This is a genomic window from Pseudomonas sp. AM14(2022), assembly GCF_036346455.1.
Lineage (GTDB): Bacteria > Pseudomonadota > Gammaproteobacteria > Pseudomonadales > Pseudomonadaceae > Aquipseudomonas > Aquipseudomonas putida_A.
Map to the genome: position 1 here is coordinate 210,553 of NZ_JAOTNY010000009.1, position 20,071 is coordinate 230,623.

Below are 20,071 nucleotides of genomic sequence, written 5' to 3' on the forward strand. Positions count from 1 at the left end.
GTTTGCCAATGAGCCATCCGTCGAGTGAGTGGGTAGGATTCACCCATCGAATTCACAACCCTGACGGAGAGTCATCAATGCCTATCATCAACAGCCAAGTAAAACCGTTCAAAGCTACCGCGTTCAAAAACGGCGACTTCGTACAAGTCTCGGACGCTGACCTGAAAGGCAAATGGTCCGTAGTGTTCTTCTACCCAGCCGACTTCACTTTCGTGTGCCCAACCGAGCTGGAAGACCTGGCCGACAACTACGCTGCGTTCCAGAAACTGGGCGTGGAAATCTACAGCGTTTCGACCGACACCCACTTTGCTCACGCTGCCTGGCACAACACTTCGCCAGCCATCGGCAAAATCGAATACACCATGATCGGCGACCCGACCCACGTCATCTCCCGCAACTTCGACGTGCTGATCGAAGAAGCTGGCTTGGCTGACCGTGGCACCTTCGTGATCAACCCTGAAGGCCAGATCAAAATCGTTGAACTGAACGATGGCGGCGTTGGCCGTGACGCTTCCGAGCTGCTGCGCAAGATCAAGGCTGCTCAGTACGTTGCTGCTCACCCAGGCGAAGTTTGCCCAGCCAAATGGAAAGAAGGCGAGGCCACTCTGGCTCCGTCCCTGGACCTGGTCGGCAAGATCTGAGTCTGTGACGCACGCAACACAGGGCGGGACTCCGCACCTACTTCAGTAAGCTGCACCGCCCATTAAAAAGCCCGGGCGAGATTCGCTCGGGCTTTTTTTCGCCTCGAATAAAGACACAGGAGATCGCCCGTATGTTGGACGCCAATCTTAAAGCCCAGTTGAAATCGTACCTGGAACGGGTTACCCAGCCGATCGAGATCGTTGCTTCCCTCGACGACGGTGCGAAATCCCGGGAAATGCTTGACCTGCTGAAAGACGTTGCCAGTCTTTCGAGCCAAATTACCCTGATCGACAGCGGCACCGATGCCCGCAAGCCGTCGTTCTCGATCAATCGCCCGGGTGCCGACATCAGCCTGCGTTTCGCCGGCATCCCGATGGGCCATGAATTCACCTCGCTGGTGCTGGCCCTGTTGCAAGTCGGCGGCCACCCATCGAAAGCCAGTGCCGAAGTGATCGAACAGATCCGCTCGCTCAAGGGTGAGTTCAGTTTCGAAACCTACTTCTCGCTGTCGTGCCAGAACTGCCCGGACGTGGTCCAGGCGCTGAACCTGATGGCCGTGCTGAATCCGAACATCCGTCACGTCGCCATCGACGGCGCGTTGTTCCAGGACGAAGTCAACGATCGCAAGATCATGGCCGTGCCGAGCATCTATCTTAACGGTGAAAACTTCGGCCAGGGCCGTATGGGCCTGGAAGAAATCCTCGCCAAACTCGACACTGGCGCCATCGAGCGTCAGGCCGAGAAAATCAGCGCCAAACAAGCCTTTGATGTGCTCGTAGTTGGCGGTGGCCCGGCCGGTGCGTCGGCCGCTATCTATGCTGCCCGTAAAGGCATTCGCACCGGTGTTGCGGCTGAGCGCTTCGGCGGTCAGGTGCTGGACACCATGGCCATCGAGAACTTCATTTCCGTGCAGGAAACCGAGGGCCCGAAACTGGCGACGGCGCTGGAAGAACACGTCAAGCAGTACGACGTCGACATCATGAACCTGCAACGAGCCGACAAGCTGATTCCCGGCAAGAACGGCGAGCTGCACGAAGTCCACTTCGCCAGCGGTGCGACCCTGAAAGCCAAGAGCGTGATCCTGGCGACCGGCGCGCGCTGGCGTGAAATGAACGTGCCGGGCGAGCAGGAATACCGTAACAAGGGCGTGGCGTACTGCCCGCACTGCGACGGCCCGCTGTTCAAAGGCAAGCGCGTGGCGGTGATCGGCGGTGGTAACTCCGGCGTTGAAGCGGCCATCGACCTGGCCGGTATCGTTGCCCACGTGACACTGCTGGAGTTCGACGTGCAACTGCGTGCCGACGCGGTGTTGCAACGCAAACTGCACAGCCTGCCAAACGTCACCGTGATCACCAGTGCGCAAACCACTGAAGTCACCGGTAATGGCGAGAAGGTCAACGGCCTGCGTTACAAGGATCGCAATACTGACGAACTGCGCAGCGTCGAGCTGGAAGGGATTTTCGTACAGATCGGTCTGCTGCCGAACACCGACTGGCTCAAAGGCACCATCGAGCTGTCGCCGCGTGGTGAAATCATCGTCGACAACCGTGGCGAGACGTCGATCCCGGGGATCTTCGCGGCCGGCGACGTGACCACTGTGCCGTACAAGCAGATCGTGATTGCGGTGGGCGAGGGTGCCAAGGCTTCCCTCAGCGCGTTCGATCACTTGATCCGTACTTCCGCGCCGGCGTAAAACGGCAGTCGCTGAAACGAAAAAACCCATGAGCGATCATGGGTTTTTTATGCCTGACACAATCCAATTGTAGGAGTGAGCCTGCTCGCGATGGCGGCTGCACATTCAAAACATCATGGCCTGACACACCGCTATCGCGAGCAGGCTCACTCCTACAGGAGAAATTTGCAGTCAGTTACAGCGGCGCAGGTTGAATGATTTCAACCCAATAGCCATCCGGGTCCTTGATGAACGCCAGGCTTTTCATGCGGCCATCAGTCAGGCGCTTCTGGAAATCACAGCCCAGCTCTTCAAAACGTGCGCACGCGGCGACGATGTCTGGCACCGAGATGCAGATGTGGCCGAAACCGCGTGGGTCGGTGTTGCCATTGTGATAGGCGAAGTCGGCGTCGTTTTCGGTGCCGTGGTTGTGGGTCAGTTCCAGAATGCCGGGGATCGACTTCATCCATTCGGTGCGGGCGGCGGCGTCGGCCGGGATCTGCGCCTTGTCGACCAGCGCGAGGAAGTACAGGCTGAATTCGGCTTCCGGGAAATCACGCTTTTCAACCAGCGAGAAGCCCAGTACGCGGGTGTAGAAGTCCAGCGACTGGGTGATGTCCTTCACACGCAGCATGGTGTGGTTGAAGACGAAGTTGCGGGTTGCGCTGTCTGGAGTGGCGGTGACGCCGGGGAAAGTGTTCAGTTCGTGCAGGCTCATAGGCCCTCCGTAACAATGGGGCGAGTGAATGGACGCAATGATACGCATGCGGGGCGGCATCGCCAAACCGAATGCGCGGCTTGCTCTGTGGGCGGCCGGGCCTCAGACTTTGCTGCTCAATCTGCGAGTGCCTCTGGTAATGATCCGACCGTTCAAAGCGCTGTTCGTTTGCCTTTTCTCATCGCTGCTTGCCGGTCCGGCGCTGGCGGATCAGCCCAGTATCACCTGGCCTTCAGGCTGGGAAGTAGAGGCGCTGCCTGATCAAGCCCCTCAGGTTTCGCGCCAGCGCGCGGTGAAAAACGATGCTGACGGCAATCAGGTGATGGTGATGGAGTTGACCATGAGCCAGGTTGAGGCAGGCCATCAGGTCAATGTGCAGGGTGTCCTGCTGGAAATGCGCAAATCTATTCAGAAAGACTTCTTCCAGGGTGGCTATCAAAGCGTTTGCAACAAGATACATCCGGCAAAACTCGCCGCTCTGGATGCACTGGAGACCACCTGCACGATCACCGAAAACGGCCGTCATGTGTTGTCGCAAACATTGGTTGCTGCGGTCGCGACGGATAAGGCTTATGTACTTTCTTACGCGGGTCAGGCTGAGGTTTATAAGGCGAGCGCCGAGGAAATAGTCGCAGTGAGAAACAGCTTGAAACTTTAAGCGTCTGTTTGCACCGCTACGGGTTTAGATACCCGAAGGAATTAAGCACAAAGTTTAGCAGCGGTTACGGCCGCAACATCCTGGCGCAAACTGTTTGGCCTCACGTCTTGTGGGTGTTAAAGCGAATTGATAATTAGCGCGGGGGAAATCGTTGCTTTTGTTAGATATTGTCGAAAAAAAAGCCCTGCATAGAGCAGGGCTTGTTTGTTGACGCAAGATTAACCGCGCAACCAGGAATCAACGGTGGCTGCACCGTACTGTTCCTTCCAGGCTTTCAGGCCGCGGTGGTTGCCGCCCTTGGTTTCGATCAGTTCACCGGTGTGCGGGTTCTGATAGACCTTGACCACGCGAGCGCGGCGGGTTTTCGGTGCGGCAGACACTTGCAGGCCGGACTTGGACGGGTTCGGATCGAGGATGGCGATGATGTCTTTCAGGCCTTTGCCGTAGGTTTTCATCAGCCCCTGGAGCTTTTCTTCGAATTCGATTTCTTTCTTGAGCCCGGCATCGTTCTTCAGTGATTCCAACTGCTTGAGCTGTTCCTGAAGGGCCTTTTCAGCTGCACGAAATTCAGCGAGTCTGGACAATATCTTTACTCCAATAGTGTGTTTGGCTGATACCAACCGCAAACAAAGCTATAAGCCAAGAGCCTTGAAGCGACTCGGTGATAATGGCTCACCTGCCAATCTTGCACAGGCTGAAAAAATTGTAGTAGTTAATGCGCCAAGAGTAAATCCTGATCTTGTCGTCATGTAACAACAGTGGTGTTTTGTATCAATTTGGTGCGCCCGGTCGCAGCGCCGGGCTTAATTTATTTTTAGTTAATGGTGACTTAATGCATCGATGAAGTCGGCGCCAGGCATGGGTTTTCCGAACAGATAGCCCTGCAGGAAGTTGACGTGGTGTGCGGTCAGATAGTCAGCCTGAGCCTGAGTTTCTACACCTTCGGCAACAATACCCAAATCGAGCTTGGCCGACAGTTCGATAATCGTGTCCAGAATATGCCGCGACAGCGCATCAATGCCGATCATCGCGACGAAACTCTGGTCGATCTTGAGAAAATCGACATTGAATGTTCGCAGGTAGCCCAGACTTGAATGGCCGGTACCGAAATCGTCGATGGCGATCATTACCCCCAGCGCGTGCAACTGCTCGAACAATAGGTGCGTGACATCGGTTGGCTCAATCAGCTCGCGCTCGGTCAGCTCCAGCACCAGGTTGATACTGCCGGGGGCAAAAGCAGCGAGAAACCCGCGACAGTCTTCGACCAGTTGCAGATCTTGGCAATGGCTGGCGGTGATGTTGATGCCGATGTGGAACGGTTTGTCGAACTCCGCCGACAACGGGCCGAGCAGGGCGGCTGTCTGCTGCATCAGCGAACGAGTCATGGGCACGATCAGGCCTGAATGTTCGGCAAACGGAATGAACAGATCCGGACGCACCAGACCCTCCTTGGGGTGATTCCAGCGCATCAGCACTTCAGCGCCGGACCACTTCCGGCTGTCGCCATGCACCACCGGCTGGAAGTAGGGAATGAATTCGCCAGCCTCCAGCGCGCGCAGCATCTCATGGCTAGGCGAGGTGGCGCGCCGTTGCAGGACGTGGGCGATAGCGCCCGCGATCACCCCGAAAAATATCAGCAGACTGAACAGCGGCGGGTATTCGCCGGCCATGTAGCGCCACGTTTGCCCCTGCGGGAAGCCTGCACTGACACTGAAGGCATAGCGCGAAGACGCGAGCATGCTTTGCGCCACCGGCAACGGCGGCAGGGCGCCCTGATGCACTTTGCCATCGGCGGACAGCCAGTTATCGCCGACCTGCAACAACAGCAGCGTCTGCCGGCCGATCAGGCGCAGGATGTTACTCAGATGATAGCCGTCGAGCGTGGTCAGCGCGCCGCCGCGACCTTCGCTGAGGCGATACACCAACAGCGCGGTGTTGGGCGTGACGGGGTTGCCATTCATCAACCACAGTTTGCCCTGCGTATAGTCACCCGGGTTCACGGCCTCCTTGAACTCCCCGAACAGCGAGCTGCAATAGAGGTTGTTGTCCCACACCAGATTGGTCGAGCGCACAAAAGGTCGACGGGTCACCTGTTCACGCAAGGCCAGTTTGACGCTGTCGCAGGGCTGACCGGCCAAGGGCAGCAGTTCGCTGGCGGCCTGGGCGGTGTTGTCGAGCATCAGTTCAAACTGGCGCAACGCCTCCTCGGCGGTATTTTGCGTGCTCTGTTGCAAGGTGCGTTCGGCTTGCAGATACAGAATCCCGCCGCCTAGCAGGACGGGCAAAACACCACAAAGCAGGCTCACAAAAATGCGTACGCTGCGTTTGCGGCGGGGTCTGACGGTCAAGGGCATAGGCGCATCCTGTTGCGATGGATTGGAACTCTCGAATGCTGGCCTGGCAACGGCGCACCGGTGAAAACAGCGGAGTCAGAAGGGATGATAGATGGCCGTTGGCGCTTGTGCTGCTCACGGCTGGTTGATCTGTATAGCGAGTTCGATAAATGCCCGCGTGGCGGGCGACGCCTGACGCTGATCGAGGACAGCGAGGCCGATCAGGCGTTGCACCGCCGGCAACAGCGGTTTCTTCACGTAACGTGGGGCAGGAGTGTCCGGCAACGAGCCTTCGGCGACGACGGTGATTGCATCGCCCCGGCTGACGACGTCCAGCGTACTGAGCAATTGCGAGCAACGATAGCGAATGTTCGGTTGCAGGCGCGCGGCGCTGAACAGACGCGAAACCAGTTCCGATGAGCCGGCCTCGGTCAGCACAAATGGATCAGTGCACAGATCCTTGAGGCTCAGTGCGGCCTGTGCGGCCAATGGGTGATTGGACGGCAGCAGGGCAACCATCTGATCTTCGACCAGAGCAAAAGTGTCGAAGCGCTCCTCGGGCAGCACCACAAAACCGACGTCGATTCGCCGCTCCTCCAGCCACCGCAGCACCTGCCGGTCCGGTCCCTCATCAATGTGTACTTCAATGCCCGGATGCACTTCGCGATAGCGCTGCAGAATCTTCGGCAGCAACTTGATCGATGACGTCGGGCCGAATGAGCCAATACGCAACGTACCGCTTTTCATGCCCCGCGCATCGGCCGCCTCCTGTCGCAACGTGTTGGCCAGACCGAGCATGGCCCGTGCGCGCTGCAGCAGTTGCTCGCCGATATCGGTGAGCTCCACCTGCGACTGGTGTCGCCGCAACAACTCCACGCCCAACTCCTGTTCCAGCGATTTCATCGCGTGGGATATCGCCGACTGCGAAATCCCCAGACGATGGGCAGCGAGGGTAAATCCGCGCAGTTCGGCGACCAGCGAGAAGATCTCCAGTTGGGTGAGGGTCATGAGTGTTTACTCATTTTACGATGAGAGGGCATGAGGTGAATGATACGCCATCCTTCAACTTCTTTCGTTTGGAACATCATGCGCAACCTTGAGCAAACCCACCTAACGGCCTCCGACCGGCCGGTTTACCTGACGCTGGCAGCGGTAACCATGATTTGGGGCGGGACCTTTGTCGCAGGGCGTTTTCTGACGGGCAGCCTCAGCCCGTTGTTCGCCGCCAGCCTGCGCTTCCTGCTCGCCAGCGTGGCGTTGCTCGGGTTTCTGTGGATAGCGCGTATCCCGTTGGCGCGACCGACACCCGGGCAATGGCTGCAACTGACGTTGCTCGGGTTCTTCGGCATTTTCCTCTACAACCTGTGCTTCTTTTATGGTCTGCGGTACATCAACGCTTCACGGGCTTCGTTGATTGTCGCGTTGAACCCGGCGGTGATCGGTCTGGCCTCGTGGTTGTTGTTCAAAGAGCGCCTGGGTCGGGCGAAAGTCGCCGGTATCGCGATCTGCATCACGGGCGCCGGCCTGGTGATTGTCAGCCGTGACCCGCAATTACTTGCCGTGACACCCGATGCGTGGATCGGTGATCTATTGATTTTTGGCTGCGTGTTGAGCTGGGGTGTTTACTCGCTGTTTTCCCGAGGGCTGAACCAATCCATCGGCCCGCTGCAGACCGTGACCTTTTCGGTGTTGATCGGCAGCGCGATGCTGTGGGCGCTGGCGACGCTAAGTGGCGAGGTGAGCGGGGCAGCCTTGATCAGCCTTGGCACGGCACAATGGCTGAGTCTGATTTACCTCGGCGTGTTCGGCTCGGCGCTGGCTTACATCGGCTACTACGATGGCATCCGCAAAATCGGCGCGACCCGATCCGGCGTGTTCATTGCCCTGAATCCGCTGACCGCGGTGGTGCTCGGCGCGCTGCTGCTCGGCGAGCAACTGACGTTGAGCATGTGCCTGGGCGGCGGGTTGGTGCTGGTCGGGATTTACCTGTGCAACAAACCCCTTGCACCGATGCGAAAAAGGCGGATTTTATAGAGAGGGCAGACAACCCTATTTACGCTGTGTAGAATCGGGTTACGCATACAATAATAAACGTCTTCTGGCAGCAGAAGCCTCGCCCGCAAGAGCCTTGGGTCGACAATGAAGATATTCGGGTTTCAACTGATCTACGGTGACTTCCTCGCCCGCAGTGTGCGAGGCATCTCCTGCGCACCTCCCGCCGGTCTCAGCATTACTGACAAATAACTCTGGTTAATTGATAAGAATGATGAGGCGTCACCATGGCAGATTTATACGAAAACCCAATGGGCCTGATGGGCTTTGAGTTCATCGAGTTCGCATCGCCGACTCCTGGCACCCTGGAGCCGATCTTCGAGATCATGGGCTTCACCAAAGTCGCGACCCACCGCTCCAAGAACGTGCACCTGTACCGTCAGGGCGCGATCAACCTGATCCTCAACAACGAACCCAATAGCGTCGCTTCGTACTTCGCGGCCGAACACGGCCCGTCGGTGTGTGGCATGGCGTTCCGCGTGAAGGATTCGCAAAAGGCCTACAGCCGCGCACTGGAACTCGGTGCTCAGCCGATCCACATCGAAACCGGCCCGATGGAGCTGAACCTGCCAGCGATAAAGGGCATCGGCGGCGCGCCGCTGTACCTGATCGACCGTTTTGGTGAAGGCAGTTCGATCTATGACATCGACTTCGTGTTCATCGAGGGCGTTGATCGCAACCCGGTCGGTGCCGGTCTGAAAATCATCGACCACCTGACCCACAACGTGTACCGCGGCCGCATGGCCTACTGGGCCAACTTCTACGAGAAGCTGTTCAACTTCCGCGAGATCCGCTATTTCGACATCAAGGGCGAATACACCGGCCTGACCTCGAAAGCGATGACCGCTCCGGACGGCATGATCCGCATCCCGCTGAACGAAGAGTCGTCGAAGGGCGCCGGGCAGATCGAAGAGTTCCTGATGCAGTTCAACGGCGAGGGCATTCAGCACGTGGCGTTCCTCACCGACGACCTGATCAAGACCTGGGATCAGTTGAAGAAGATCGGCATGCGCTTCATGACCGCGCCGCCGGACACCTACTACGAAATGCTCGAAGGCCGCCTGCCGAACCACGGCGAGCCGGTTGACCAGCTGCAATCGCGCGGCATCCTGCTCGACGGCTCGTCGAACCCGGACGACAAGCGCCTGCTGCTGCAGATCTTCTCGGAAACCCTGATGGGCCCGGTGTTCTTCGAATTCATCCAGCGTAAAGGCGATGATGGTTTCGGCGAGGGTAACTTCAAGGCCCTGTTCGAATCGATCGAGCGTGATCAGGTGCGTCGTGGTGTGCTCGCGACCGAGTAATCCGCCGCCAGAATGAAAAAATCCCGGCTTGCAGTCATGCACAGCCGGGATTTTTTTGCGTCAGAAAAAACTGTGGGAGCGGGCTTGCTCGCGAATTCGGTCTTTCGTTCAAGGTCGTTGTTGACTGAACTGACGCTTTCGCGAGCAAGCCCCCTCCCACAGTAGTTTTGTGTTGCTTTTAAGACCTGCGTTGTCGCATCAGGTGTTTGAAGCCTTCGAAGATCAGCACCACAACGGCGAGCCAGATCGGAATGTAGGTCAGCCACTCGCCGGCCTTGATGCTTTCACCGAGCAACAGCGCCACGCCGAGCAGCAACACCGGCTCGACGTAACTGAGCAAACCAAACAGGCTGAACGGCAGCAAGCGGCTGGCAATGATGTACACCACCAGCGCCGAAGCACTGATCAGACCGAGCAGCGGAATCAGCCAGAGCAAGCCCGGATACTGATCGAACACGGCGAAACCTTGCTCACCACCGCGCACGAACCAGTACGCCACCGGCAGCATCAAGGTCATGTCGACCCACAGACCGCCCAGGTTGTCGGTCTTCAGGCGTTTGCGCAGGACGAAATACAGCGGGTAACCGACCACGACCACCAGGGTCGCCCAGGAAAATCCGCCGACCCGATACAGCTCGTTCGCCACGCCGAGAACGGCAAAGAACACCGCGATTTTCTGCAGGTACGACAGGCTGTCGCCGTACACAATGCGCCCGGTCAGTACCATCGCCAGCGGCAACAGGAAATAACCCAGCGACACATCGAGGCTGTAGCCGTTGAGCGGCGCCCACATGAACAGCCACAACTGCACGCCGAGCAAACCCGACGAAACAATCAGACCGCCAATCAGCTTTGGATAGCCCGCCACCTTGCGCAGCAACTCCAGCACCCGCCGCCATTCACCCGACACCAGCATGAACACGGTCATGCACGGCACGGTCAGGAGCATCCGCCAGCCAAAGATTTCCACGCCGCTCAACGGGGTGAGCAGCGAGGTGTAGTAATACATGACGGCAAACAGCACCGAAGCTGAAACCGATAGAGCGATACCTTTAGACAAACTGTCCTCGCGGATGGTGATCAAACAGGGCGCGCAGGATACGTGGTTTTTGTGCTGAATATTGGCCGAGTGATCAATATTTCCCACATCCTGAAGATAAGCACAAAACCTGTGGGAGCGAGCCTGCTCGCGAAAGCGGTGTGCCAGACAACGCAGATGTTGAATGTGCCGGCCTCTTCGCGAGCAGGCTCCCACAATGGATTTGTGTTGCCCTCGTAATCTGCTGACGCCGCTGATGCCCGGCTTGTGAGGCTTTCAGGCCTGACGCGGTTTACGGCCTGACACAAAATGGCTCACATCGTTAAACCCCGGCGTCGAAGCATGCCCCGGCGTCACCAGCGAGTCGATAAACGCTTCATCCTCCGCCGTGATCTGCACCGCCTGCGCCTTGGTATAAGCATCCCACTGCTGTTCGGTGCGCGGCCCGACAATCGCCGAGGTCACCGCGCTGTTATTCAGCACCCAGGCAATCGCGAATTCGACAATCCCGACGCCACGGCCCTGGGTGTACTGCTGAATCTGCTGGGCGATGCGCAGCGATTCCACGCGCCATTCGGTTTCCAGAATGCGTTTGTCCTGACGCCCGGCGCGGCTGTTGGCGTCGGGAGTGGCGTCGGGTGCGTACTTGCCGCTGAGCACGCCGCGGGCCAGCGGGCTGTAAGGCACCACGCCGAGGCCATAGGTTTGCGCGGCGCTGATCTGCTCGGTCTCGGCCTGACGGTTGACGATGTTGTACAGCGGCTGACTGATCACCGGGCGGTCGATACCGAGCTTGTCAGCGATGCGAATCACCTCGGCGATGCGCCAGCCGCGATAGTTCGACAGGCCCCAGTAGCGAATTTTGCCTTGGCGAATCAGGTCGCCAATTGCCGATACGCTGACTTCCAGCGGCGTGTTGTGGTCTTCGCGGTGCAGGTAATAGATGTCGAGATAATCGGTGCCAAGACGGGTCAGGCTGGCCTCCAGACCATTGAAGATGTGCTTGCGGCTCAAGCCGCTGCGGTTCGGCACGCCGTCCGCCGGGCCGAAACCGACCTTGGTTGCCAACACCCATTCGTGCCGATGGCGGGCAATCGCCTCGCCGACGATTTCTTCCGAGCGGCCGTTGGTGTAGACGTCGGCGGTGTCGATGAAATTGATGCCCTGATCCCAGGCCTTGTCGATGATGCGCAGCGAGTCCTCGGCGCTGGTCTGCTCGCCAAACATCATCGTGCCGAGGGTGAGGGTGGACACCTGCAACCCCGAGTGCCCCAGTGTGCGGTAGCTCATGCCGAAATCCTTTTATCGGGTGGGAAAACTCCAATCAAATACCAGAAGCATCCGACGGGGCAAAGTGAATTATCGGCTGAGCGCTGCGCAACGCGTCTGCAAAAACGCCTGCAACACCCGAACGCGTTCGGACACCTGCACCCGATGCGGGCACAGCAGATTGAACGGCACGCTCTCGCCATGCCAGTCATCGAACAGCGTCAGCAGGCGTCCGCCGCGCACATCCTCGGCGACGTCCAGCCAGGCTTTGTAGGCAATGCCATGCCCGGCCACGGCCCAGCGTCGCGCGACTTCGCCGTCATCGCTGAAGTAATCGCCGTGGACTTCCACTTCCAGCGTTTCGTCCTCGCGACTGAAGCGCCAGGTGTTGTAGGGCCGACCATTGCGCAGGTAGAGCAGGGCGCTGTGTTCGCGCAGTTCGCCGGGATGTTGCGGTGTGCCATGGCGGGCGAGATAGTCCGGGCTGGCGCAGGCAACACGGCGATGCGCCGGCAGAATCGGCAACGCTACCAGCGTCGAATCACTGGGCACACCAAAGCGCAGCGCGACATCCACGGTTTCGCGGAACAGATCGGCGTGCCGATCGTTGAGCAGCAATTGCAGTTGAATATTCGGGTGTTCACGTTTGAAATCGTCCAGCCACGGCAACAACACGTTGCGCCCGAAGTCCGAGGGCGCCGCCAGTTGCAGCACACCGCTGAGGCCTTCGCCGTGTTGCTTCAGTGCCTGCTCACCTTCGGCCAGGGCGGACAGGGCGAGGCGCACGCTGTCGAGATAACGCCGACCTTCTTCGGTCAGACGCATGCTTCGGGTAGAGCGCGCGAGCAGGCGGATGCCGAGGCGGGTTTCCAGACGCTTCAAGGCGATGCTTGCGGCGGCCGGCGTCAGTTCCAGCGCGCGGGCAGCGGCGGAGATGCTGCCGGAGTCGGCCACGCGAACGAAGATCTCCAGATCGAGTATCGAGCTCATTGGTAAAAATCCTTTAAAAATTCGTGCGTTTTTGCGGGATTTTTCCGTCATTGGCAAGTTCGGGCGTTGCAATCAGTGAGCAAAAAAAGATCGCAGCCTGCGGCAGCTCCTACAGGGAAACGCGTATTTCCGTGCAGGCGCTGCCGCAGGCTGCGATCTTTTGATCTGGAAGCGTGATTACGCGCGCAGCGTCCGCGTCATGCGCAATGCCAGCAAACTCCCGCCAACAATCACACCCGCCAGCAAATACAACGCCGCATCGGTCGAACCGGTGCTGTCCTTGACCCAACCCACCAGGTACGGGCTGAGGAAACCGGCCATTTGCCCCATCGAGTTGATCAACGCCAGACCACCGGCCGCGGCGCCCGCGCTCAACAGGGCAGTCGGCACTGGCCAGAACATCGGCAGACCGGTCAGCGCGCCCATGGTGGCAATGGTCAGGCCGAGAATGGCGATGGCCGGGTTGGCGGCGAAGTTCACCGCGATCAGCAGACCGAGGGCGCCCATCAGCATCGGTACGACCAAGTGCCAGCGACGCTCTTTGCGCAAGTCCGCCGAACGCCCGACCAGCAGCATGAACACCGCCGCCAGCAGATAGGGGATCGCACTCAGCCAACCGATCACCAGGTTGTCGCTGAAACCGAGGTTCTTGATGATCGACGGCAGCCAGAAGTTGATCGCGTACACGCCGCTCTGGATGCAGAAGTAGATCAAGCCGAAAGCCCAGATCGCTGGGTTCTTGAACACCGCGAGCAGCGAGTCCGAGGTGGTTTTCGGTTTGTTCGCCAGGTCTTCGGCCTGATCCGCCTCAAGCACCGCGCGCTCGTGCGGGCTCAGCCACTTGGCATTGGCGAAGCTGTCGCTGAGCAGGAAATAGGCGAGGGCGCCGAGGATTACGGTCGGAATGCCTTGCAGCAGGAACATCCACTGCCAGCCGGCCAGTCCGCCTTGCCCGGCGGCGAAATGATTGAGGATCCAGCCGGAGAACGGGCTGCCAAGCAGGCCCGAGACCGGAATTGCCGACATGAACAGCGCCATGATCCGGCCACGGCGGAACGTCGGAAACCATTGCGAAAGATACAGCACCACACCCGGGAAGAACCCGGCTTCGGCCGCACCGGTGAACAGGCGCAGGGTGTAGAACTGGGTCGGGGTGGTGACGAACAACAGGCAGGTCGACAGCGTGCCCCAAGTGATCATCATCAGCGCGATCCAGCGTCGCGGGCCGAATCGGGTCAGGGCCAGATTGCTCGGCACGCCGCACAGCACGTAGCCGATGAAGAAGATCCCGGCACCGAGGCCGTATACAGTTTCACTGAACTTCAATGCGTCGAGCATCTGCAGTTTGGCGAAGCCAACGTTGACCCGGTCGAGGTAGTTGAACAGGTAGCAGATGAAGATGAAGGGGATCAAACGCAGGGTGATGCGTTTGTAGACGGCGTTTTTACCGTCGTCGATGGTCTGGGTAGCTGCGGCGCTCTGCGACATAGCGGCTCTCTCTTTATTATGATTTTTTGCGATGCACAGGTTAACGTTGATCGCCCCGAGAGTCTCGGCCACCTGTGGCCGGATTGTCTTTGTGCCTGAGCACAGGGTTTGCCGCCAGACCCTGTGCGGGTGAACAACCGTCCGCCGCCGCTGCTTAAGGATTTTGCCGATCATGTTCGAACTCGATCACGACCTCGCTCAGGATATCGTCGACCGGGCCATGGCCATTTTGCCCTACAACGTCAACGTCATGGACAGCCAGGGCCTGATCCTTGGCAGCGGCGAGCTGGAGCGTATCAACACCCGTCACGAAGGTGCGCAACTGGTGCTGGCCAACGGGCGGGTGGTAGAGATCGATGCACAAACCGCCGTGCACTTGAAGGGTGTGCAGCCGGGCATCAACCTGCCGCTGATGCTCGATCAACGCCTGATCGGCGTGCTCGGCATCACCGGCGAACCGGAGCAACTGCGCACCTACGCCGAACTGGTGCGCATGACCGCCGAAATGCTCGTCGGTCAGCGCAACCAGCAGGCCGAGCAGCAATGGCGGCGCCAGCGTTGCGATGACCTGCTGGCGTTGCTGTTGAGCGAAGCCGGCGACTCGCCGCGGCTGGTCGATGAGGCGCAGCAACTGGGGCTCAAGCCGCAATTGACCCGGGTGCCGTATCTGTTCGAACTGGGTCTGGAGCATGGGCCGGGGCAGACCGTCGAGGCGCTGAGCGCGTGGTTGACCTCGCGCTATCCGGACAGCTGGTGCGTGAGTTCGGCCAAGTCATCGCTGCTGTGGTGCCGACCCGCAAGTCAAACGGTTGAGCATGATCGTTTGCTGGAAAAACTCGATGGCCTGGGCTGGAACATTCTGCGCATCGCTGTGGGTGGGCAGGCGGATGGGCTGGCCGGGTTACGCCGCTGTTATCGGCGGGTTGGCGATCTGCTGGCTTATGGGCGTGAGGTGCTGCCGCAGTCGCGACTGCTGACGCTCAATCGCTATCGCTTGCCGGTGATGCTCTGGCGCCATCGCAATGACGACACGCTGGATGAACTGCTCAAACCGTTGCGCAAAGTGATTGCCAAGGACGGTAACGGCCAGTTGCTCGCGACCCTGCGCAGTTGGTGTGAACACGACGGGCAGAGTCAGGCCTGCGCCGATGCGCTGGGCATTCATCGCAACAGCTTGCGTTATCGGATGGAGCGGATTGCCGAGTTGAGCGGGGTAGATCCGCTGAAGCTCGACGGGATGCTGGCGCTATATCTCGGGGTGCAATTGCTGCCGCAGACTGACCCGAGTTGATCGGGTGTTTTCAGAGACGCCATCGCGAGCAGGCTCACTCCTACATTTGAAATGCATTCCCCTGTAGGAGTGAGCCTGCTCGCGATAGGGCCACAACATTCATCCCCAAGGCTTTTGTAGAAATGAACAATAAACGCCCACCGCGCTTGTGCAGCGGACCGGCGTCAATGCGCAGGCCGACTGGCAGCATGAGGAGCCTTGGAACTGGAGAATTCGCATGAAGATCGTCATCGCCCCCGATTCGTTCAAGGACAGCCTGAGTGCCCAAGGCGTTGCCGAAGCCATTGCGCTGGGGTTGGCGCAAGTCTGGCCGCAAGCAACACTGGTCAAATGCCCGATGGCCGACGGCGGCGAGGGCACGGTGGAATCGATTCTCGCCGCATGCGAGGGTGAACTGCGCCGCACCCGAGTACGCGGGCCGCTGGGTGCGCCGGTCGACGCCGCGTGGGGCTGGTTGCCACACAATCACACCGCGATCATCGAAATGGCCGAGGCCAGTGGTTTGCAATTAGTGCCTACGGGGCAACGCGATGCCTGCATCACCAGCACCTTCGGCACCGGCGAACTGATTCGCGCCGCGCTGGATGCCGGCGCGCAACGGGTGATTCTGGCGATTGGCGGCAGCGCCACCAACGACGGCGGCGCCGGCGCGATGCAGGCGCTCGGGGTGAAATTGCTCGATGCGCAGGGTCAGCCATTGGTGCCGGGCGGCTTGGCGCTGGCACAACTGGCGCGACTGGACTTGAGCGAGCTTGATCCGCGTCTGGCCCACGTGCGCTTCGACATCGCCGCCGACGTCAACAATCCGCTGTGCGGCCCGCACGGCGCCTCGGCGATTTTCGGCCCGCAAAAGGGCGCTTCACCGGCACAAGTGCAGCAACTGGATCAGGCGCTGGGGCATTTCGCCGAGCTCTGCGCGCAAGCGTTGGGCAAGGACGTTCGCGATGAGCCGGGTAGTGGTGCGGCGGGGGGATTGGGTTTTGCGGCCAAGGCGTTTCTTGGCGCGCAATTTCAGGCCGGCGTGGAAGTGGTGGCCGAGTTGGTCGGGCTGGCCGAAGCGGTCAACGGCGCCGATCTGGTGATCACGGGAGAAGGGCGGTTCGACGCGCAAACCCTGCGCGGCAAGACACCGTTCGGCGTGGCGCGGATTGCCAAGCAGCACGGCGTGCCGGTGATCGTCATCGCCGGCACCTTGGGTGAGGGTTATCAGGAACTCTACGAGCACGGAATCGACGCCGCATTCGCCGTCACCAGCGGCCCGATGACCCTGGAGCAGGCCTGTGCCGAAGCTCCACGCTTGTTGCGCGAACGGGCGACGGACATCGCCCGGGTCTGGCAGATGGCTAAACTCAATAGCTGATGCCCTGAAGATGTTGTGGCGAGGGAGCTTGCTCCCGCTCGGCTGCGCAGCAGTCGTCAATCCGGCTGATGCGGTGAGACTTATGATACGTGGTGGCAGGATATAGGGCCGCTTCGCAGCCCAGCGGGAGCAAGCTCCCTCGCCACAGAAGTAGGCCAAGCTTCACGGTGTTTCAGTGGTGAAACACCTTGAAAAATATTTTCGCTTTACACGAAATCTTCCTAAAGCCCCGCCGATACAGAGATCAGGCGCACACAGATTCCCTCGAACAGTGACGCCTGACTGGTCCCGCCCCCAAGGTCCAGTGATGATGGCAAGGACGCTCGCAGTTACCTCTATCCGAGAGTCCAACCATGTCCTTGCGTAACCTGAATATCGCGCCCCGTGCCTTCCTCGGTTTTGCCTTTATCGCCTTGCTGGTGATTGTCCTTGGTGTGTTCGCCGTCAACCGTATGTCGACCATCCGCCAGGCTTCCATCGACATGGATACCAACCAACTGCCCAGCGTCACCTACCTTGGCGTGGTCACGGAAAACGTTCTGCGCCTGCGGATTCTGTCGTTCCGGATTCTGGTCAACCGCGACCCGGCAGGTCTGCAAGAAGCGCAAACGCGCATCGGCGTGCTGGTGGACAAGGTGCGCAGTGCTCAGGCCAGTTACGCCGCGTTGCCGGCAGAGAGCGAAGAGCGTGCGTTGTATCAGACGTTCGCGACCACGCTCGACAACTACCTGCAAGCGCAAAACCAGATGATGGAGCTGTCGCGTCAGGACAAGGTCGACGAGATGCGCACCTTGATCAACACGCGAATCAAGGACGGCACCGACCAGATGGGCGAGCAACTCAACAAGCTGATCGCGATCAACGCGGCGGGTGCGAAAGTCGCCTCCACCCAGGCCGGTGAGCATTACGACAGCGCCATTACCGGCATCATCGTTGTTGCCGTGGTCGCCGCGCTCGCCACGGTCGTGTTGGCCCTGCTGCTGACCCGCAGCATCGTCACCCCGTTGAACCGTGCGGTACAGGCTGCGCAAACCATCGCTGGCGGCAACTTGACCCAGTCGATTGAAGTCGACGGCAAAGACGAAGCCACCCAACTGCTGCAAGCCCTGTCCACGATGCAGATCAACCTGCGCAAAACCATCGAACAGATCGCCGGCTCCGCGACTCAGTTGGGCGCGGCGGCCGAAGAGCTGAGCGCGGTCACCGAAGAAGCCTCCCGTGGCCTGCAACAGCAGAACAACGAGATCGAACAGGCCGCCACCGCCGTCAACGAAATGACCGCCGCTGTGGAAGAAGTCGCACGCAACGCGGTGTCGACGTCCGAAGCCTCGAACCAGTCGACCCAGGCCGCCCGTGAAGGTCGCGATCAAGTGGTGAAAACCGTCGACGCGATCCAGACCATGACCCATGACGTGCAGAGCACCGCGCAAATGATCGAAGGCCTCGCCGCGCAGGGTCGCGACATCGGCAAGGTGCTGGATGTGATCCGCGCCATCGCCGAACAGACCAACCTGCTGGCCCTCAACGCGGCCATCGAAGCGGCGCGTGCCGGTGAGGCCGGACGCGGATTTGCGGTGGTGGCGGACGAAGTGCGTGCCTTGGCCCATCGCACCGCGCAATCGACTCAGGAAATCGAAAAAATGGTCGCCGGCATCCAGAACGGCACCGGCGAAGCGGTTTCGTCGATGCAGCAAAGCAACCAGCGTACCCAAACCACCCTGGAAATGGCCCGCGCTGCCGGCGTGGCGCTGGAGCAGATCACCCAGTCGATCCATCAGATCAACGAACGCAACCTGGTGATCGCCAGCGCCTCGGAAGAACAGGCGCAGGTCTCCCGTGAAGTTGATCGCAACCTGGTCAACATCCGTGATCTGGCCACGCAGTCCGCCGCCGGCGCGAATCAAACCAGCGCCGCGACCCATGAGCTGTCGCGTCTGGCGGTGGATTTGAATGCGATGGTGGCGCGCTTTGTGATTTGACCTAGGGTGAAGGCTGGAAACCGCGCAATCAGGAGACGTACATGCGCTATTCAGCCTTGACCCAACGCATCGCCGGGGAGGGAGCCGCTGCCTGGCAGATTCATGACCGAGCGCTGGAGTTGCGCGCCGAGGGGGTCGATATCCTGCTGCTGAGTGTAGGGGATCCGGATTTCGACACGCCGTTGCCGATCATCCACGGCGCCATCGACAGTCTGCTGGCCGGCGATACGCATTATTCCGAAGTGCGTGGCCGCTTGGCGCTGCGCAAATTGATCGCCGCCCGCCACCAGCGGCGCAGCGGTCAGGTGGTGGATGCCGAGCACGTGATCGTGCTGCCCGGCGCGCAATGCGCGGTGTATTCGGTCGCGCAATGCCTGCTGGATCCGGGTGACGAAGTGATCGTCGCCGAGCCGATGTACGTGACGTATGAGGGTGTGTTCGGCGCGTGCGGCGCGACAGTGGTGCCGGTGCCGGTCAGGCCGGAGAATGGCTTTCGCTTTGACCCCGCCGATGTCGCCGCGCGGATCACGCCGAGGACCCGCGCGATGTTGCTCAACAGTCCCAATAATCCTTCCGGCGCGAGCCTGTCGCTGCTGATCTGGCAAGAGCTGGCGGCGCTGTGCGTGCGCCACGATTTGTGGCTGATCAGCGACGAGGTCTACAGCGATCTGCTGTACGAGGGCGAGCACATCAGCCCGGCGAGTCTGCCGGGTATGGCCGAACGCACGGCAACCATCAACAGCCTGTCGAAATCCCATGCCATGACCGGCTGGCGCATTGGCTGGTCGATCGGGCCGAAGGTGCTGGCCGAGCATCTGGTGAACCTGTCGTTGAGCATGCTTTTCGGCCTGCCGGATTTTGTGCAGAAAGCAGCGGAGGTCGCGTTGGCAAGCGATCTGCCGGAGGTGACGCAGATGCGCGAGGAATATCGGTTGCGCCGCGATCTGGTGTGCGAGCGCTTGCGTGGTTGCCCGGGGTTGCAACCGATCCGCCCGGATGGCGGGATGTTCGTGATGGTCGATGTGCGCCAGACCGGGTTTGGCGCGCAGGGGTTTGCCGAGCGCTTGCTGGAAGGTTATGGGGTCTCTGTGCTGGCTGGCGAAGCGTTCGGGCCGAGTGCGGCGGGGCATATTCGTATCGGGCTGGTGCTGGATCGGGTGCAGCTGGCGGATGCCTGTGCGCGGATTGCGTTGTGTGCGGTGCAGCTGTTGCAGGCGCGTAGTGCCTGACAGTGTTGTGTTGCCTGAACTGGCCTCTTCGCGAGCAAGCCCGCTCC

The 20,071-nt window shown here is 59.9% G+C and carries 17 protein-coding genes; 9 read left to right on the forward strand and 8 right to left on the reverse strand.

Annotated features, from left to right (window positions below):
* The first annotated feature begins 77 nt into the window (after positions 1-77).
* Positions 78-641, forward strand: a complete 564-nt coding sequence (gene ahpC, locus V3W27_RS18980) for an alkyl hydroperoxide reductase subunit C (protein WP_003224621.1) — start codon at positions 78-80, stop codon at positions 639-641.
* A gap of 131 nt (positions 642-772) precedes the next feature.
* Positions 773-2,335, forward strand: coding sequence for an alkyl hydroperoxide reductase subunit F (gene ahpF / locus V3W27_RS18985; protein WP_027612006.1), 1,563 nt, complete (start codon positions 773-775; stop codon positions 2,333-2,335).
* A 175-nt stretch (positions 2,336-2,510) separates the two neighbouring features.
* Here the strand turns inward: ahpF and gloA are convergent, their stop codons facing one another.
* Positions 2,511-3,032 (reverse strand): lactoylglutathione lyase, encoded by a 522-nt coding sequence (gene gloA / locus V3W27_RS18990; RefSeq protein WP_003224626.1) that lies wholly within the window; start codon positions 3,030-3,032, stop codon positions 2,511-2,513.
* Positions 3,033-3,171: 139 nt separating this feature from the next.
* Between gloA and V3W27_RS18995 the strand changes: the two genes are divergently transcribed.
* Complete coding sequence (locus tag V3W27_RS18995; RefSeq protein WP_330207291.1) at positions 3,172-3,690, forward strand: DUF4946 domain-containing protein; 519 nt, start codon at positions 3,172-3,174, stop codon at positions 3,688-3,690.
* Positions 3,691-3,908: 218 nt separating this feature from the next.
* On the opposite strand, the gene V3W27_RS19000 is transcribed toward V3W27_RS18995, so the two are convergent.
* The 3 genes from V3W27_RS19000 to V3W27_RS19010 all read right to left on the reverse strand — a co-directional run bounded on the left by V3W27_RS19000 (position 3,909) and on the right by V3W27_RS19010 (position 7,031).
* A complete protein-coding gene (locus tag V3W27_RS19000) occupies positions 3,909-4,274 on the reverse strand; it encodes a histone-like nucleoid-structuring protein, MvaT/MvaU family (RefSeq protein ID WP_003224630.1) in 366 nt (121 codons plus the stop codon).
* Between the two features lie 234 nt (positions 4,275-4,508).
* Positions 4,509-6,044, reverse strand: coding sequence for an EAL domain-containing protein (locus V3W27_RS19005; protein ID WP_330207268.1), 1,536 nt, complete (start codon positions 6,042-6,044; stop codon positions 4,509-4,511).
* A 114-nt stretch (positions 6,045-6,158) separates the two neighbouring features.
* Positions 6,159-7,031: a LysR family transcriptional regulator gene (locus V3W27_RS19010; RefSeq protein ID WP_330207269.1), complete on the reverse strand. Its 873-nt coding sequence runs from the start codon at positions 7,029-7,031 to the stop codon at positions 6,159-6,161.
* A gap of 78 nt (positions 7,032-7,109) precedes the next feature.
* Between V3W27_RS19010 and V3W27_RS19015 the strand changes: the two genes are divergently transcribed.
* Positions 7,110-8,057, forward strand: coding sequence for a DMT family transporter (locus V3W27_RS19015; RefSeq protein ID WP_330207270.1), 948 nt, complete (start codon positions 7,110-7,112; stop codon positions 8,055-8,057).
* A 245-nt stretch (positions 8,058-8,302) separates the two neighbouring features.
* Positions 8,303-9,379, forward strand: a complete 1,077-nt coding sequence (gene hppD, locus V3W27_RS19020; protein WP_115989844.1) for a 4-hydroxyphenylpyruvate dioxygenase — start codon at positions 8,303-8,305, stop codon at positions 9,377-9,379.
* A 178-nt stretch (positions 9,380-9,557) separates the two neighbouring features.
* Here hppD and rarD read toward each other — a convergent pair whose 3' ends face one another.
* The 4 genes from rarD to V3W27_RS19040 form a co-directional block, all read right to left on the reverse strand.
* On the reverse strand, positions 9,558-10,439 hold the full coding sequence (rarD, locus tag V3W27_RS19025) for an EamA family transporter RarD (protein ID WP_027611999.1): 882 nt from the start codon (positions 10,437-10,439) through the stop codon (positions 9,558-9,560).
* A gap of 255 nt (positions 10,440-10,694) precedes the next feature.
* Entirely contained in the window at positions 10,695-11,708 is a 1,014-nt protein-coding gene (locus tag V3W27_RS19030; protein ID WP_330207271.1) for an aldo/keto reductase, read from the reverse strand.
* Between the two features lie 69 nt (positions 11,709-11,777).
* Positions 11,778-12,677, reverse strand: coding sequence for a LysR family transcriptional regulator (locus V3W27_RS19035; protein WP_330207272.1), 900 nt, complete (start codon positions 12,675-12,677; stop codon positions 11,778-11,780).
* Between the two features lie 177 nt (positions 12,678-12,854).
* A complete protein-coding gene (locus V3W27_RS19040; protein WP_027611996.1) occupies positions 12,855-14,165 on the reverse strand; it encodes an MFS transporter in 1,311 nt (436 codons plus the stop codon).
* A gap of 172 nt (positions 14,166-14,337) precedes the next feature.
* Here V3W27_RS19040 and V3W27_RS19045 point away from each other — a divergent pair, with 172 nt between their 5' ends.
* The 4 genes from V3W27_RS19045 (at position 14,338) to V3W27_RS19060 (ending at position 20,024) form a co-directional block, all read left to right on the forward strand.
* A complete protein-coding gene (locus V3W27_RS19045) occupies positions 14,338-15,456 on the forward strand; it encodes a sugar diacid recognition domain-containing protein (RefSeq protein WP_330207273.1) in 1,119 nt (372 codons plus the stop codon).
* Positions 15,457-15,673: 217 nt separating this feature from the next.
* Complete coding sequence (locus tag V3W27_RS19050) at positions 15,674-16,816, forward strand: glycerate kinase (protein ID WP_247841756.1); 1,143 nt, start codon at positions 15,674-15,676, stop codon at positions 16,814-16,816.
* Between the two features lie 353 nt (positions 16,817-17,169).
* Complete coding sequence (locus V3W27_RS19055; RefSeq protein WP_150370522.1) at positions 17,170-18,795, forward strand: methyl-accepting chemotaxis protein; 1,626 nt, start codon at positions 17,170-17,172, stop codon at positions 18,793-18,795.
* 41 nt (positions 18,796-18,836) lie between these two features.
* Positions 18,837-20,024 carry a pyridoxal phosphate-dependent aminotransferase gene (locus V3W27_RS19060; protein ID WP_330207274.1) on the forward strand — a complete coding sequence of 396 codons (1,188 nt, stop codon included), beginning with the start codon at positions 18,837-18,839 and terminating at the stop codon, positions 20,022-20,024.
* The last annotated feature ends 47 nt before the right edge of the window (positions 20,025-20,071 follow it).

What these genes read in the sequence shown, in the direction of transcription:
- V3W27_RS19035 (WP_330207272.1), bottom strand. Translation starts at nt 12,677, where the DNA reads ATGAGCTCGATACTCGATCTGGAGATCTTCGTTCGCGTGGCCGACTCC.
- V3W27_RS19040 (WP_027611996.1), bottom strand. Translation starts at nt 14,165, where the DNA reads ATGTCGCAGAGCGCCGCAGCTACCCAGACCATCGACGACGGTAAAAAC.
- V3W27_RS19045 (WP_330207273.1), top strand. Translation starts at nt 14,338, where the DNA reads ATGTTCGAACTCGATCACGACCTCGCTCAGGATATCGTCGACCGGGCC.
- ahpF (WP_027612006.1), top strand. Translation starts at nt 773, where the DNA reads ATGTTGGACGCCAATCTTAAAGCCCAGTTGAAATCGTACCTGGAACGG.
- V3W27_RS19010 (WP_330207269.1), bottom strand. Translation starts at nt 7,031, where the DNA reads ATGACCCTCACCCAACTGGAGATCTTCTCGCTGGTCGCCGAACTGCGC.
- V3W27_RS19060 (WP_330207274.1), top strand. Translation starts at nt 18,837, where the DNA reads ATGCGCTATTCAGCCTTGACCCAACGCATCGCCGGGGAGGGAGCCGCT.
- gloA (WP_003224626.1), bottom strand. Translation starts at nt 3,032, where the DNA reads ATGAGCCTGCACGAACTGAACACTTTCCCCGGCGTCACCGCCACTCCA.
- V3W27_RS18995 (WP_330207291.1), top strand. Translation starts at nt 3,172, where the DNA reads ATGATCCGACCGTTCAAAGCGCTGTTCGTTTGCCTTTTCTCATCGCTG.
- V3W27_RS19005 (WP_330207268.1), bottom strand. Translation starts at nt 6,044, where the DNA reads ATGCCCTTGACCGTCAGACCCCGCCGCAAACGCAGCGTACGCATTTTT.
- ahpC (WP_003224621.1), top strand. Translation starts at nt 78, where the DNA reads ATGCCTATCATCAACAGCCAAGTAAAACCGTTCAAAGCTACCGCGTTC.
- hppD (WP_115989844.1), top strand. Translation starts at nt 8,303, where the DNA reads ATGGCAGATTTATACGAAAACCCAATGGGCCTGATGGGCTTTGAGTTC.
- V3W27_RS19055 (WP_150370522.1), top strand. Translation starts at nt 17,170, where the DNA reads ATGTCCTTGCGTAACCTGAATATCGCGCCCCGTGCCTTCCTCGGTTTT.
- V3W27_RS19030 (WP_330207271.1), bottom strand. Translation starts at nt 11,708, where the DNA reads ATGAGCTACCGCACACTGGGGCACTCGGGGTTGCAGGTGTCCACCCTC.
- V3W27_RS19050 (WP_247841756.1), top strand. Translation starts at nt 15,674, where the DNA reads ATGAAGATCGTCATCGCCCCCGATTCGTTCAAGGACAGCCTGAGTGCC.
- V3W27_RS19015 (WP_330207270.1), top strand. Translation starts at nt 7,110, where the DNA reads ATGCGCAACCTTGAGCAAACCCACCTAACGGCCTCCGACCGGCCGGTT.